The organism is Methylorubrum pseudosasae, from assembly GCF_029504475.1.
Taxonomy (GTDB): domain Bacteria; phylum Pseudomonadota; class Alphaproteobacteria; order Rhizobiales; family Beijerinckiaceae; genus Methylobacterium; species Methylobacterium extorquens.
Genome location: NZ_JAQGDU010000002.1, coordinates 542596 through 557654, shown reverse-complemented (window position 1 = coordinate 557654; position 15059 = coordinate 542596). Strand labels below are relative to the sequence as shown.

General features: G+C 69.3%; 12 protein-coding genes. 8 read left to right on the top strand and 4 right to left on the bottom strand.

The features are described 5' to 3' along the window. The first annotated feature begins 426 nt into the window (after positions 1-426). Positions 427-1932: a sugar transferase gene (locus tag M2437_RS03390; protein ID WP_253389375.1), complete on the top strand. Its 1506-nt coding sequence runs from the start codon at positions 427-429 to the stop codon at positions 1930-1932. 3 nt (positions 1933-1935) lie between these two features. On the opposite strand, the gene M2437_RS03385 is transcribed toward M2437_RS03390, so the two are convergent. Further along, positions 1936-2529, bottom strand: a complete 594-nt coding sequence (locus tag M2437_RS03385) for a Fur family transcriptional regulator (RefSeq protein WP_253389374.1) — start codon at positions 2527-2529, stop codon at positions 1936-1938. A gap of 219 nt (positions 2530-2748) precedes the next feature. On the opposite strand from M2437_RS03385, the gene M2437_RS03380 reads away from it, so the two are divergent. The 5 genes from M2437_RS03380 (at position 2749) to M2437_RS03360 (ending at position 9830) form a co-directional block, all read left to right on the top strand. Further along, complete coding sequence (locus tag M2437_RS03380) at positions 2749-2880, top strand: hypothetical protein (RefSeq protein WP_003600450.1); 132 nt, start codon at positions 2749-2751, stop codon at positions 2878-2880. Next, a complete protein-coding gene (locus tag M2437_RS03375) occupies positions 2877-3761 on the top strand; it encodes a metal ABC transporter ATP-binding protein (protein ID WP_253389373.1) in 885 nt (294 codons plus the stop codon). Before M2437_RS03380 ends, M2437_RS03375 begins: the two co-directional genes overlap by 4 nt. Further along, positions 3758-4645 (top strand): metal ABC transporter permease, encoded by an 888-nt coding sequence (locus M2437_RS03370; protein WP_253389372.1) that lies wholly within the window; start codon positions 3758-3760, stop codon positions 4643-4645. Before M2437_RS03375 ends, M2437_RS03370 begins: the two co-directional genes overlap by 4 nt. A 555-nt stretch (positions 4646-5200) precedes the next feature. Continuing rightward, positions 5201-8722 (top strand): DNA polymerase III subunit alpha, encoded by a 3522-nt coding sequence (gene dnaE, locus M2437_RS03365; protein WP_253389371.1) that lies wholly within the window; start codon positions 5201-5203, stop codon positions 8720-8722. A 322-nt stretch (positions 8723-9044) separates the two neighbouring features. Next, the gene (locus M2437_RS03360) at positions 9045-9830 is read left to right on the top strand and encodes a lytic murein transglycosylase (RefSeq protein WP_015821633.1); all 786 of its coding nucleotides are present in this window, start codon (positions 9045-9047) and stop codon (positions 9828-9830) included. A gap of 115 nt (positions 9831-9945) precedes the next feature. On the opposite strand, the gene M2437_RS03355 is transcribed toward M2437_RS03360, so the two are convergent. Then, entirely contained in the window at positions 9946-10641 is a 696-nt protein-coding gene (locus M2437_RS03355; protein WP_253389370.1) for a gamma-glutamylcyclotransferase, read from the bottom strand. Positions 10642-10898: 257 nt separating this feature from the next. Beyond that, positions 10899-11291: a hypothetical protein gene (locus tag M2437_RS03350; protein WP_253389369.1), complete on the bottom strand. Its 393-nt coding sequence runs from the start codon at positions 11289-11291 to the stop codon at positions 10899-10901. A gap of 128 nt (positions 11292-11419) precedes the next feature. On the opposite strand from M2437_RS03350, the gene recO reads away from it, so the two are divergent. Beyond that, complete coding sequence (recO, locus tag M2437_RS03345; RefSeq protein ID WP_253389368.1) at positions 11420-12160, top strand: DNA repair protein RecO; 741 nt, start codon at positions 11420-11422, stop codon at positions 12158-12160. 121 nt (positions 12161-12281) lie between these two features. Continuing rightward, positions 12282-14528, top strand: coding sequence for a DNA topoisomerase IV subunit A (parC, locus tag M2437_RS03340; protein ID WP_253389367.1), 2247 nt, complete (start codon positions 12282-12284; stop codon positions 14526-14528). A gap of 76 nt (positions 14529-14604) precedes the next feature. On the opposite strand, the gene infA is transcribed toward parC, so the two are convergent. Further along, the gene (infA, locus tag M2437_RS03335) at positions 14605-14880 is read right to left on the bottom strand and encodes a translation initiation factor IF-1 (RefSeq protein ID WP_003600463.1); all 276 of its coding nucleotides are present in this window, start codon (positions 14878-14880) and stop codon (positions 14605-14607) included. Positions 14881-15059 lie beyond the last annotated feature (179 nt).

Genomic DNA, 15059 nt, shown 5'->3' with positions numbered 1-15059 from the left:
CACTCCGTCCGGAGGGCGCTCCGCACCGATGCCCGGACGGCCCTCCCGCATTGCTTTGTTCAAGAAATAAGCGCTGATCTTTCAAGGCCTCGCACCGCGATGCCACCGATTCTCTCGTAGAAAACGCGTCTTTCGTTTCACACCGGCCCCCGATCGCATCCAACGGGATCGATCGGGGGCCGGTCTGCGTTCGGCCCGCGCACCGCGACGGGTCCAGCCCGCCGGAGGATCGGTCCAGGGACCGCTCATCCGGAGGGCCGGGCTTTCGTCCGTCGGCTCGTATCCCAGTCCCGTTTGGCCCGAGCAATGGCACCGGCACGCATCCGGTGCGCGGCTTGCGCGGGGAGCCGCAGAACCGGGCGCGGCGGCCGAAAACGTCCCGCGTCGGGACACTTCACCGCCCCAGGGCAGCACAGCGCGGGACATATGTTTCACGAGCGCCCCCCTCAGCAGTACCAGCGGCTGCCCGGCGACGGGGTGAGCCGCTCCGTCTGGGCCTCGCTTCTGCCGAGACGGCGGCGCATGGCCCTGCGCGTGGGCATCTCGGCCTCGCTGCTGGCGGCCGATCTCGTGGCGATCTTCGCGGTCGGCTTCGCGGCGGACGTGGCCTACCACGCCTATATCGGCGACGGGGAGCTGATCCCGCTCACGAACAGCATGAACCTTCAGACGGCCGGCTTCCTGTCTCTGATCTTCGTGCTCACCAACCTCGCCCGAGGCGAGTACAGCATTGAGCGCTGCCTGTCGCAGACGCCGCATCTGCAGCGCCGGGCGACGCTCTGGCTCATGGCCTGGGCGGTCGCCCTGCTGGTCGGCTTCGCGACGAAGACGACCCAGGACTTCTCCCGCGTCGCCTCGGTCGCCTTCTTCGTCGCCGGCCTGCCCGTCACGATCCTCGTCCGCGCGGGGACGGTGGCCATGGTACGCCGCAGCAGCACCTCCGGCTCGCCCTCCGCCAGCCGCGTCCACCTCGTCGGCTACGAGGAGGACGTGACGAACTTCTATGCCAACAACGATGTCGAGGCGCTGGGATTGCGCATCGTCGGCACGAGCTACCTGCGCCGCCCCGAACCCGCCTCCGGCACGGGGAATGCGGAGAGTTTGCTCGCCGAGGATCTCGACCTCGCGGTCTCGGTGGTGCGGTTCCTGCGGCCCGACGACGTGTTCGTGCTGGTGCCGTGGTCGGAGCCCGCCGACATCGAGCGCTGCATCGACGCCTTCCTGCGGGTGCCGGCGGCCCTGCACCTGCGGCCCGGCACGATGATGGACCGCTTCCCCGACCTGCAGGTCGCCCGGGTCGGCCGGCTCTCGGGCATCAATATCGGCCGCCGTCCGCTCTCGGTCGGCGAGATCCTGCTCAAGCGCGCCTTCGACGTGACGCTGGCCGGGATCGGGCTGCTGCTGCTCGCGCCGCTCTTCGTCGCGCTCGCCGTGCTGATCAAGCTCGACAGCCCCGGCCCGGTCTTCTTCCGGCAGCGGCGCTACGGCTTCAACCAGGAGGCCTTCGGCGTCTTCAAGTTCCGCAGCATGAAGGCTGCCCCCGACGCCCCCTTCCGGCAGGCCTCGCGCAACGACGAGCGCATCACCCGGATCGGCGCCCTGCTGCGCCGGACCAACCTCGACGAGCTGCCGCAGCTCCTGAACGTCATCCGGGGCGACATGTCGCTCGTCGGCCCCCGCCCGCACGCGCTGGCGCATGACCGCAGCTTCGAGCGCCGCATCGCCCTCTACGCCCGCCGCCACAACGTGAAGCCGGGCATCACCGGCTGGGCGCAGGTGAACGGCTTTCGCGGCGAGACCCTGACCGACGCGGCGATGGAGAGCCGCGTCCAGGCCGATCTGCACTACATCGACAACTGGTCGCTCTGGCTCGACATCACGATCCTGTTCCGGACGATCGCCTCGCCGCGCGCCTATCGCAACGCGTGCTGACCGCTACGCGCGGCTCGCCTCGTCCGGCACCCCGTCCCCGCGCCCGCGGCAGGCGCCGCACTCCCCCTCGACCTCCAGAATCCGGCTCGTCGGAGTGAAGCCGGCCCCGGCCAGCGTCTGGTCGAGGGCGCTCTCGACCGCCGGGGCGGTCATCTCGTCGATGCCGCCGCAGGTGCGGCAGATCAGGAAGACGAGGCCGACCCCCGCGCCGTGCTCGTGCCCGCACGAGACGAAGGCGTTGCGGCTGGAGATGCGGTGGACGAAGCCCTGCTCGGTGAGGAAATCGAGCGCGCGGTAGACCGACACCGCCGCGACCCGGCGCCCGGGGGCGCTCATCCGCTCGGCGATGTCGTAGGCGCCGAGCGGCTTGTGCTCCGCCGCCACCGCCGCGAGCACGTCCCGCCGCAGCCGCGTGAATTGCAAGGCGCGCGCCTGGCAAAGCCGCTCCGCCCGCTCGATCACGTCCTCGACCGAGTGGGCATGCCCGCCGCAGGCGGACGCGCCATGACCGTGATGGTCGTGCGCGTGCCCGTCACCGTGGTTGCCGTCACCTTGGCCCTCGCCTTGGCCGTGCTGCTGCTGCGCGTGACCGCGCATCCCGACCTCCCCGGTCTCGGCGCCCGGTGTCGCCGCTTATCATCGCCGCTTGTATCGACACTCGGCACGGGCCGATTGAACTCGGTCCATGTTACAGTGTATCAGCCCGACCAAGATAGGCGTCCGGCTGCAATCGGGCAACGAGGCGGGCAACGGCGCGGGCCGCGATAGTCCCGGCCTCCGCGACACCGCCCGCGCCGGTCCATCCTCGGAGATCCCATGACCCGTGCCGGCGGGACCGTCCGCCTCCCGCGCCGCTCGCTGTTCCGCAGCGGAGTCGGCCCTCGTCTCGCGGCCGCCCTCATCCTGTCGAGCCTGCTCTGGGCCGTGATCCTGTGGGCCAAATCGTGAGCGGCGAGGCCGCGCGCGCCGGCGCGATCCGATTCCAGGGCCTGACGCTCGGCTACGACCGGCATCCGGCGGTTCACCATCTCGACGGCACCATCGCGCCCGGCGACCTGCTCGCCGTGGTCGGGCCGAACGGTGCGGGCAAGTCGACCCTGCTGAAGGGCATCGTCGGCGAGATCCGCCCGCTCGACGGAAGCGTCGAGGCGGGGCCGCGCTCCGGCGCCATCGCCTACCTGCCGCAGGCCGCCGAGATCGACCGCAGCTTCCCCCTGAGCGTTCTCGACCTCGTGGCGATGGGGCTGTGGCGCCCGCTCGGCGCGTGGCGCAGCCTCATCCGCCAGCGGAGCCGCCTGGTCGAGGCGCTCGCGGCGGTCGGGCTCAACGGCTTCGAGGACCGGCCGATCGGCACCCTTTCCGGCGGACAGTTCCAGCGCGCCCTGTTCGCCCGGCTGATCCTGCAGGATGCGCGGATCATCCTGCTCGACGAGCCCTTCACCGGCATCGACGAGCGCACCACCGCCGACCTTCTGACCCTGATCCGCGGCTGGCACCGCGAGGGCCGGACCGTGGTCGCGGCCCTGCACGACCTCGCCCAGGTGCGCGCGCATTTCGCCTCGACCCTCGTTCTCGCCCGCCGGCCCATCGCCTGGGGGCCGACGCGCGAGGTGCTGACGCCGCCGGTGCTGGCCCGGGCGCTGCGCCTGTCGGAGGCCTGGGACGAGGCCGCCGCGATCTGCCGCCATGATGCGCACGAGGCGTATCACGAGAGCGGCGGCTCCGCGCCGACGCACGGCCATGCCCCGCACGACCACAACCACGATCATCATGAGCCCGGCCATCATGATCACGACCATGGCCGCGCGCATCACGGGGCCGTCTCGTGACGTTTGCCGATTGTCTTGATTTCCTGATCGGCCCCTTCATCGAGTTCGGCTTCATGCGCCGGGCGCTGGCCGGGTGCCTCGCACTGTCGCTGTCGGCACCGCCGCTCGGCGTCTTCCTGATGCTGCGTCGGATGAGCCTGATGAGCGAGGCGATGAGCCACGCCATCCTCCCCGGCGCCGCCGCGGGTTTCCTCGTCGCCGGGCTGTCGCTGCCGGCGATGACGCTGGGCGGGCTGGTGGCCGGGCTCGCGGTGGCGCTGGCCGCCGGGCTCGTCACCCGCTCGACCGTGCTGAAGGAGGATGCGAGTCTGGCCGCCTTCTACCTGATCTCGCTCGCGGGCGGGGTATTCCTCGTGTCGCTGCGCGGCTCGCAGGTCGATCTGCTGCACATCCTCTTCGGCACCGTGCTGGCGCTCGACGACGACGCGCTCACGCTGCTCGGCGGCATCGCCAGCCTGACGCTGGTCGCGCTCGCCCTGCTCTACCGCCCGCTGGTGATCGAGTGCGTCGATCCGCTGTTCCTGCGCACGGTCAGCCGTGCCGGCGGCCCGGTGCACTCCGCCTTCCTCGCGCTCGTGGTGGTCAACCTCGTCGGCGGCTTCCAGGCGCTCGGCACGCTGCTGGCGGTCGGCCTGATGCTGCTGCCGGCGATCACCGCCCGGTTCTGGGCCGCCGACCTGTCGGGCCTGATCCCCGTGGCGATGCTGGTCTCGATGATCTCCAGCGTGACCGGCCTGCTGGTTTCCTACCACGCCGGCATCCGGCTCCCGACGGGACCGGCGATCGTGCTGGCGGCGGGCGCGCTCTACCTCGTCTCGATGCTGGTCGGCCCCCGTGGCGGCCTGATCCACCGCCTCGTCCGGCGGCGTCACCTGGAGGCGTGAGGCGAAGCGTTCCAGGGTGCCGGACTGTTCGGCGGGGTCGTGGCTTGGGATCGATTCCGCCTCACCTCGATGGAAGGATGTGCCCCGCAGCGCGAAGGCATCGACGGGATGCGTGACCGGGCTTGAACGGGCGACCGTGGCTCCGGCAACACATCGTTCACCATTCCAACGCGTGGTTCGATCCCGAGGCTTTACACAGAACAAAACAGGAACAAAGATCACTCCATCAACAGGGAGTGGAAGCGATGACCAAGCGTGTGCTCTTCACCAGCCTCGTCGAGTTCACCGCCTTTGGCCTGCTCTTCGGAGCGGTCGCGCTCTGGGCGGTAGCCTTGGCGCCGATCCATTAAAGGTCCGCGTTCGCGCGCGGTTTGTTCCGGTGTCGGCGGCGTTGCTCACAGGAAAAGGTGGCGGACAGGTGGTTTCCGCCCGCCCCGCCCCTCCGTTCGGCGTCAAGCTCGAAGAACGGTGGATATCGCCTGCGGTGCGGCGCCTTGGTGACAGACTCGGAAGGCATGGAGCGGCGATCTTAGCGGGCTCCGAGCAGGGTCCTCCATGGCGCGCACACTCAAAGAGGTCGGCTTCGTCCACCTCCATGTCCACTCGTCCTACTCGCTGCTCGAAGGCGGGGTGAAGGCGGGTGATCTCGTCAAGGCGGCCGCGGCCGACCGGCAGCCCGCGCTCGCGCTCACCGACACCAACAACCTGTTCGGGGCGCTGGAATTCTCCGAATACGCCGCCAAGGCGGGGATCCAGCCGATCGCGGGCCTGCAGCTCACGATCTGCTTCGAGGCGCCGGACCCGATGGCGCGCCTGCCCCAGGCCGGCTGCGCCAACATCGTGCTGCTCGCCCAGGACGAGACCGGCTACGGCAACCTGCTGCGTCTGGGCAGCCGGGCGCATTTCGACGGTCCGCTCGGCGCCGCGCCCAACCTCGCCGTCTCGGCGCTGGAGGGCAACGTCGAGGGGCTGATCGGTCTCACCGGCGGGCTCTCGGGGCCGCTCGACACCAGCCTGCGTGCCGGCCGCGTCGATCAGGCCGCGCGCCGCCTGGAGATCCTGAAAGGGGCGTTCGGCGAGGAGCATCTCTACGTCGAGATCCAGCGTCACGGCCTCGACGACGAGCGCGCCGTCGAGCGCGAATTGCTGCGGCTCGCGGACACGAACGGTCTCGGCATCGTCGCCACCAACGAGCCGTTCTTCGCCAAGCCCGGCGATTACGACGCGCACGACGCGCTGCTCGCCATCGCGGAGGGCCGCCTCGTCTCCGACGAGCGCCGCCGCCGGCTCACCCCGCGCCACGCCTTCACCACGCGCGCCGCGATGATGGAGCTGTTCCGCGATCTGCCGGACGCGCTCTCGGCCTCGGTCGAGATCGCCATGCGCTGCTCTTACCGAGCGCGAACCCGCAAGCCCATCCTGCCGAACTTCGCCAGCGTCGCCGCGGGCGAGGCGCCGCCCATGGCCGACGCACTGGCCGAGGCCGCCGAGACGCCGGTTCAGGCGGTGGCCGCCGACGAGCCGACCGAGTTGTGCCGGCAAGCCGAGGCTGGGCTGGAGCTGCGCTTGAAGCAGCACGGCACTGCGCCGGGCTTCTCGGAGGAGGATTACCGCGCGCGGCTGAAGTTCGAGCTCGATGTCATCGTCAAGATGAAGTTCCCGGGCTACTTCCTGATCGTCTCGGACTTCATCAAGTGGGCCAAGGACCACGACATTCCCGTGGGGCCGGGCCGCGGCTCGGGCGCAGGCTCGCTGGTGGCGTGGTCGCTGCTCATCACCGACCTCGATCCGCTGCGCTTCGGCCTGCTGTTCGAGCGCTTCCTCAACCCCGAACGCGTCTCGATGCCGGACTTCGACATCGACTTCTGCGTCGAGGGCCGCGAGCGGGTGATCCGCTACGTGCAGCAGCGCTACGGCGAGCGGCAGGTCGGGCAGATCATCACCTTCGGTACGCTGCTCGCCCGCGGCGTGCTGCGCGACGTCGGCCGCGTGCTGGAAATGCCCTACGGGCAGGTCGACAAGCTGACCAAGCTCGTGCCGCAGAACCCGGCCAACCCGGTGACGCTGGCCCAGGCGATCGAGGGCGAGCCCAAGCTCCAGCAGGCGATCGAGGAGGAGCCGATCGTCGCCCGCCTCATCGAGATCTCGAAGAAGCTGGAGGGCCTGCACCGCCACGCCTCGACCCACGCCGCCGGCGTGGTGATCGGCGACCGGCCGCTCGAAGAACTGGTGCCGCTCTATCGAGACCCGAAGACGGGCATGCGGGTGACCCAGTTCAACATGAAATGGGTCGAGCAAGCCGGCCTCGTGAAGTTCGACTTCCTCGGCCTCAAGACCCTCACCATGCTGCGGTGCTGCACGGATCTGCTCAAGCAGCGCGGCATCGAGGTCGATCTCGCCCAGATCCCGCTCGACGACAAGAAGACCTACGAGCCGATGGGCCGCGGCGAGACCGTCGCGGTGTTCCAGGTGGAATCCGCCGGCATGCGCAAGGCGCTCTGCGAGATGCAGGCCGACCGCCTGGAAGACATCATCGCGCTGGTGGCGCTCTACCGGCCGGGCCCGATGGCCAACATCCCGGTCTATTGCGAGCGCAAGCTCGGGCGTGACGCTGGCAACGAGGCGAGCTGGTACTCGCACTCGATGCTGGAGCCGATCCTGAAGGAGACCTTCGGGATCATCGTCTACCAAGAGCAGGTGATGGAGGTCGCCAAGGTTCTCGCCGGCTACACGCTGGGCGAAGCCGACATGCTCCGCCGCGCCATGGGCAAGAAGATCAAGGCGGAGATGGACGCCCAGCGCGACCGCTTCGTGAAGGGCTGCACCGAGAACGGCCTGACCAAGGCCAAGGCCGACGAGATCTTCGACCTGCTCGCCAAGTTCGCGGATTATGGCTTCAACAAGTCCCACGCAGCCGCCTACGCGCTGGTGACCTACCAGACCGCCTATCTGAAGGCGAACCATCCGGTCGAGTTCCTGGCTGCGGCCATGACCCTCGACATCGACAACACCGACAAGCTCGCCGAATTCCGCCAGGACGCGCAGCGCCTGAAGATCACGGTCGAGCCCCCATCGGTGAACACCTCGGGCGTGGTGTTCGACGTGCGGGAGGGGCGCATCCTCTACGCGCTCGCCGCGATCAAGGGCGTCGGCCGCTCGGCGGTGGAGTCGATCGTCGCCGCGCGCGGCGACAAGCCGTTCAAGGATCTCGCCTGCTTCGCCCGGCGCCTGAACCCGCGCCACGTCAACAAGCGCACGCTGGAAAACCTGATCGCGGCCGGCGCGCTGGACTGCATCGAGCCCGATCGCGCACGGGCCTGGGCCGCGGTCGAGCCGATGATGAAGATGGCCCAGGGCGCGGCCGAGGCCGAGACCTCGGGCATCACCGATATGTTCGGCGGCGTCGCCTCGGTGGATGTGGCTCTACGCATCCCGCCGCACGAGTTCTGGACCCACACCGACAAGCTCAAGCGCGAATGCGACGCCATCGGCTTCTTCCTCTCGGGCCATCCGCTCGACGAGTACGGGCCGATCCTCGAAAAGCTGCGGGTCCAGTCCTGGGCGGATTTCTGCCGGGCGGTGCGGGCGGGCACGGCCAGCGTCGGCCGGATCGCCGCCTCGGTGCTCGACCGCTCGGAGCGGCGCACCAAGAGCGGCAACAAGCTCGGCATCGTCATCCTCTCGGACCAGACCGGGCATTTCGAGGCGATCATCTTCTCCGAGGGGCTGAACCAGTACCGCGACATCCTCGAGCCCGGCCGCCCGCTGGTGCTGACGATCCAGGCCAACCTGGAGGGCGAGGACGTGCGCGCCCGCATCACCACCGCCGAGCCCCTCGATCAGGCCGCCGCCCGCCACCAGAAGGGCATGCGCATCTTCCTGCGCGACGACCGCGCCTTGAGTTCGGTGCAGCAGCGCCTGACCCTGCGCGGCGAAGGCGAAGTCTCGCTGATCCTCATCCTCGATGGCGGCGAGCGCGAGGTCGAGGTGCGGCTGAAGGATCGCTACCAGGCGACCCCGCAGGTCGCGGGTGCGCTGCGTGCCGTGCCGGGGGTGGTGCAGGTCGAGGTGAACTGAGTGTCGCTCACAAGATGCCCGCTGCACCGCCCTGCCCCGAGGGAAGACGATCGGTGATCGGGCGTTTCGTGAGGCATTCCGAGCGGGATCGGCTGCAATCTGCCGGTAACCAATCCAATGATGTCCGCAGGATAGTGGCGTTGCAGGGCCTTTCGTGCCTCACCACCGCCACAGCTCGGTGATTCTGCCAAGGTATGGTTCGTCCGAACTCAAGGTAACGGGCGTGGGCTCCGATCGGCGGGGCTCGCCCGGTGCCGCGCAACGGCCGAAGCCCTGTGATTGCCGCGGCGCCGCGTGAGGCCGCCGCCTGATGGAGTGTGGAATGACCGGACACGGTTTGAGAATGGTCGCCGTCGCCGCCCTGATGGGGCTGGCCGGCACGGCGCAGGCGGCGCAGTGCGGCAACAATGCCGCCGGCTTCGAGGCCTGGAAGGACGAGTTCGCCGCCGAGGCCAAGGGCCGGGCGAGCCCGGCCTCGCTCGCGGCACTCGCCAACACGTCCTACTCCACCGCGACCATCTCGGCCGATCGCGGCCAGAAGAGCTTCAAGCTCTCGCTCGACCAGTTCCTGGCCAAGCGCGGCGGCAACACCATCGTCTCCCGCGGGCGCGCCCTCAAAGCGCAGAACGCCGCGCTGTTCGCCTCGATCGAGCAGCGCTACGGCGTGCCGCCGGGCCCGCTCCTGGCGATCTGGGGCATGGAGACCGGCTTCGGTGCGGTGAAGGGCAACGTCAACACCCTCTCGGCGGTGGCGACGCTCGCTTACGATTGCCGCCGCTCGGCCTACTTCACCGATCAGCTCTACGCCGCGCTCAAGCTCGTGGATAGCGGCGTGCTGACCCCGGCGACCCGGGGTGCGGCCCATGGCGAGGTCGGACACACCCAGTTCCTGCCCAAGAACGTCCTGACCTACGGCGTCGGCGGCAGCCTCGACAGCGCGCCGGTCGCGCTGAACTCCACCGCCAACTTCCTGAAGGGTCACGGCTGGCAGCGCGGCGCGGGCTACCAGCCCGGCGAGCCGAACTTCGCCGCGATCCAGGGCTGGAACGCCGCCGGCGTCTACCAGCGCGCCATCGCGCTCCTCGGCGCGCGGATCGACGGGCAGTAGTCTTCTCGCACGTCCGTCAGGGCGAGCGGGGCGAAGCCGTCCAGTGGCGTGCCCGATCCGGCACGCTCGCGCTCAGGATCGCTGACGCCTCGCCTCGCAATGACGGAGGCGAGAACTACGCGCAGGCCGCGCGCCGCTCCCGCAGGCGCTCGGCCACGAGCGCCTGGAGCGACCACAGGTGCCGGTCGTGGATGCCGAGCCGGGCGCAGGCCTCCACGGTGCGGAGCAGATACTCGGCGCTCGGGCCGAGATGCCCGCAGGCCGTTGCGATCTTGTCGGCGATCTCGGCATCCGAGAGGCGGCCGGTGTAGCGGTCGCTCTGCCGGTTCACCATGAAGGTCAGCGCCGTGACCGGCCCGTCCGACGTCTCCACCGAGACCCAGCGGCCCTCGTAGCCCTTGCCCTTCATCTCCCGCCGCCAGACCGGCATCAGGATGGCGTGCGGGTCGGCATCGTCCAGGCGGAAGGCGACGCCGCGGCAGATGCCGCCCCGGTCGAGCCCCAGCACGAAGCCCGGATTCTCCGGCGTGCCGCGAAAGCGCCGCTGCAACAGGCAGAACCGGCGGTGCCAGCCCCGCAGCGTGCCGAGCCGCTGCTCGTGATAAGCGAATTCCGGGTTCCACAGCAGCGAGCCGTAGGCGAACACCCACAGCCCGCCCTCGGAGGAAGCGCGGCGCGCCAGCATCGCCGCGAGTTCGGGCGCGAGGTCGGCGTCCGAGAGCAGCGTCAGCGCGGTCTCATCGTCGGGGACGGTGTCGGGATGGGCACGGGCGATGAGGTCGAGGGAAAGCGACAGGGGACGGGAAGCCATTGCGCTTGAGCGGATCACTTTTGGGGGGCGTGAGCGCAACCCCGGTGCCACCGCCTGTTTGACCGCCTGTCCGGTCGTCTCCCAACGGTCCTCATGCTGAGGTGCCGCGCCAGCCGCCTCGAAGCACCCCGCGACGCTTCACCTGAACCGGCTCCGTGGGATCGGCCGGCCCGGCGTGCTTCGAGGCCGAGCTGTCGCTCGGCCCCTCAGCAGGAGGCGCAATGAGTTCGCCCATGCGGCACAGGCTGACAATCGTCTCAGCTGACGGGCGAATCCAGCTCCGCAAACGGCTCGCTGGGGTGCCCCTCGCAGGTCTCCTCCTCGTCGCGCAGGACGGTGAGCGCCCCGCCCTCCTCCCGCAGCACGAGCTTGGGCCGCTCCGGCTTGCCGAAGGTGCGTCCGCTCATCCGGGTCGAGACGCAGTAGAGCCGGCGCCCGCCATCCTCGAACGGGCCGGCGATCCGGCTGTGGGCGAACCGCACCGGGATCAGCGAGACCGAGCCGAAGGCGACCTGACGCAGGGCCAGCGCGGCGATCCGCTCGCGGAGGGTGCCGGTTGAGGCGGAGGGCGAAGGCGGGGCGGCGGTCGCGGTGCAGCCGCCAACCGCGAGGACCATCGCCAGCATCACCCCGCCGCGCCGCCCGACCATCGCCGAATCTCCCTTTGCGGGAAAAGCGTAGCGGTTTCGATCAGGGCGAGAAATGGATTCGCGATCGCCACCCGATTTCGGCGTGCAAAGCAGTCCCGTTCCGGCATCGGAATGACTATCTCTCTCCGATGCAATGGATCGACGATGGCCTGGTGATCGGCCTGCGCAAGCACGGCGAGACCGGGGTCGTGCTCGAACTGATGACGCCGGAGCACGGGCGCCATCTCGGGCTCGTCCATGGCGGGCGCTCGCGGCGGATGCAGCCGATGCTCCAGCCCGGCAACACGCTTCGCGCGACGTGGCGGGCGCGGCTCGACGGGGCGCTCGGCGCCTACGCGGTCGAGCCGCTGACCCTGAACGCCTCGCGGCTGATGGATTCGGGTCTCGCGCTCTACGGTGTCGCGCATCTCTCGGCGCTGCTGCGGCTCCTGCCCGAGCGCGACCCGCATCCGGCGCTCTACGAGGCGGCGCAGATCCTGATCGCCCATCTCGACGATCCCGAGATCGCCCCCGCGCTGATGGTGCGGTTCGAACTGGCGCTGCTCGCCGGGCTCGGCTTCGGCCTCGACCTGTCGCATTGCGCGGCCACGGGCGCCAACGACGCCCTGGTCTATGTCTCGCCGAAGAGCGGGCGGGCGGTCAGCGCCTCGGCCGGCGAGCCTTTTCGCGATCGCCTGCTGTCGCTTCCACCCTTCCTGCGCGACCGCGACCAGCCCGGCAGCGGCTGGCGCACGCCCGACACCCAAGACGTTCGGGAGGGGTTTACCTTGACGGGGTATTTCCTCGATCAGCATGTCTGGCGCCCGCGGGCGCAAGACACGCCGGAGGAACGCGCACGATTCGTCGCACTCGGCACTGGCCAGAGTTGACCGTGTTCGTGTTATGTTCCGGTACGTTTCGAGAGGCGCCGTGACCCGTCGGGACGGGAAGCGGTGGCGGACGCCGACGCAGGGTCGGCGCCCGGACTGAACTGACGATGTGGAGTGAGTGATGGGCCAGCCCGTCCTGCCGCCGCCGAGCGACGGCATCGAGAGCGTCGAGCTGAAGACGGCGCTGGAGGAGCGCTACTATGCCTATGCGCTCTCCACGATCATGCAGCGCGCGCTGCCCGATGCCCGCGACGGGCTGAAACCCGTGCACCGGCGCATCCTCTACGGCATGCGGCTGCTGCGGCTCGACCCGACCTCGGCCTTCAAGAAGTGCGCGAAGATCGTCGGCGACGTGATGGGTGACTTCCACCCGCATGGCGACCAAGCGATCTACGACGCGCTGGTGCGCCTCTCCCAGGATTTCGCCCAGCGCTACCCGCTGGTCGACGGCCAGGGGAACTTCGGCAACATCGACGGCGACGGTCCGGCGGCCTACCGCTACACCGAGGCGCGGCTGACGGAAGTCGCCCGCCTGCTGCTCGACGGGATCGACGAGGACACGGTCGATTTCCGCGCCTCCTATAACGGCGAGAAGGAGGAGCCGATCGTCCTGCCGGCGGCCTTTCCGAACCTGCTCGCCAACGGCAGCCAGGGCATCGCGGTCGGCATGGCGACCTCGATCCCGCCGCACAACGCCGCCGAACTCTGCGACGCGGCGCTCTACCTGATCCAGAATCGCGAGGCGACCTCCGAGCAGCTCTGCACCTTCGTGCAAGGGCCGGACTTTCCCACCGGTGGCATCCTGATCGACTCAGCCGAGAGCATCCGCGAGGCCTACCGCACCGGCCGCGGCGGGTTCCGCGTGCGCGCGCGCTGGGCCAAGGAGGATCTCGGCCGCGGCACCTGGAACATCGTCGTCACCGAGATTCCCTACGGCGTGCCGAAGGCCCGCCTCATCGAGAAGCTCGCTGACCTGCTTCAAGAGAAGAAGCTGCCGCTGCTCGCTGATGTGCGCGACGAATCGGCGGAGGATGTGCGCGTCGTGCTGGAGCCGCGCTCGCGCTCGGTCGATCCGGTGATGCTGATGGAGTCGCTGTTCCGGCTCTCCGAGCTGGAATCGCGGATTCCGCTGAACCTCAACGTCCTCGTCGGCGGCGTCGTGCCCCGGGTCATCGGTCTCGCCGAGTGTCTGCGCGAGTGGGTCGATCACCGCCGCGTCGTGCTCCAGCGCCGCTCGAGCTACCGCCTCGGCCAGATCGAGCGCCGCCTCGAAATCCTCGGCGGCCTGCTCATCGTCTATCTCGACCTCGACGAGGTGATCCGCATCATCCGCGAGGAGGACGAGCCGAAGGCCGCCCTGATGGCGCGGTTCGAACTCAACGAGGTCCAGGCCAACGCGATCCTCGACACCCGCCTGCGCTCCCTGCGCAAGCTCGAGGAGATGGAGCTGAAGCGCGAGTTCGAGGCGCTGACCGCGGAGAAGGAGGGGATCGAGGGATTGCTGGCTTCCGAGAAGCTCCAGTGGACCGAGATCACCAAGCAGATCCGCGCGGTGAAGAAGACCTTCGGGCCCGAGACCAAGCTCGGTCGCCGCCGCACCACCCTCGAGAACCCGCCCGACACCGCAGGCATCGACTTCACCGCCGCCATGGTCGAGCGCGAGCCGATCACGGTGATCCTGTCCGAGAAGGGCTGGATCCGGGCGCTCAAGGGGCATGTGACCGAACTGGCGGGGGTGGCCTTCAAGGGCGACGACACGCTGAAGGTCGCCTTCCTCAGCGAGACGACGGCGAAAATCCTGCTGCTCGCCTCGAACGGCAAGGTCTTCACCATCGAGGCCTCGAAGCTGCCCGGCGGGCGCGGCTTCGGCGATCCGGTGCGGCTGATGGTCGATCTCGACGACGGCACCGAGATCGTCGCGGCGTTGCCCTACAAGCCGGAGAGCAAGCTGCTCGTCGGCGGCTCGGACGGGCGCGGCTTCATCGCGCCCTCCGATGCGCTGGTCGCCAACACCCGGAAGGGGAAGGCGATCCTCGGCCTCGACGAGGGAACGCGCGCGGTGCTGCTGGTGCCGGCCGAGGGCGACCACGTCGCCGTCTGCTCATCCGACAAGCTGATGCTGGTCTTCCCGGCTTCCGAAGTCACGGAACTCGGCCGCGGCAAGGGTGTGCGCCTGCAGCGCTGCCGCCAGAGCCAGCTTGCGGATGCCTGCGTCTTCACGCTGGCGGAAGGCCTGCCCTGGCGCGACGGCTCGGGTCAGGCGCGGCTCGCCAATGCGGGCATGCTGGAGAAGTGGATGGGCCACCGGTCCGATGCCGGCACGCTGATGACCCGTAGCTTCCCGAAATTCGAGCGGTTCGGGAAGTAATTTTTGGGACTTTCGGGCGGTGCCCTGTGGGGCGCCGCTCGGCAAGCTCGATCGAACCGAAAGTGGTTCGACGCCGTTAGCGGCGACGGAACTGCTGGCCGCCGCGCTGGGGCGGACGCGGACCGGAACGCTCGTCCTTGTGACGGAACACGAGACGACCCTTCTCCAGGTCGTAGGGCGACATCTCGACGGTGACGCGGTCGCCGGCCAGGGTCTTGATGCGGTTCTTCTTCATCTTGCCGGCCGTGTAGGCGACGATCTCGTGACCCTGGTCCAGCTGCACGCGGTAGCGCGCGTCCGGCAGGATCTCGACGACCAAGCCGTCGAACTGCATCAATTCCTCTTTTGCCATACATCTATCTCCGGCCGGGCTGCCTGCACGGGGCGCTCCGGCAAAATCAAAAAATCGGTCTATCGTGCGAAACGCGCGGCGCTGCGGGTCCGATCCGCTCGGGACGAGAGGCGTCAGCGATGCCGGGCGTCGGGTGCCTTTCGCGAAACTCCCGGATCGGGGAGTCCTCCCTCCGGCCG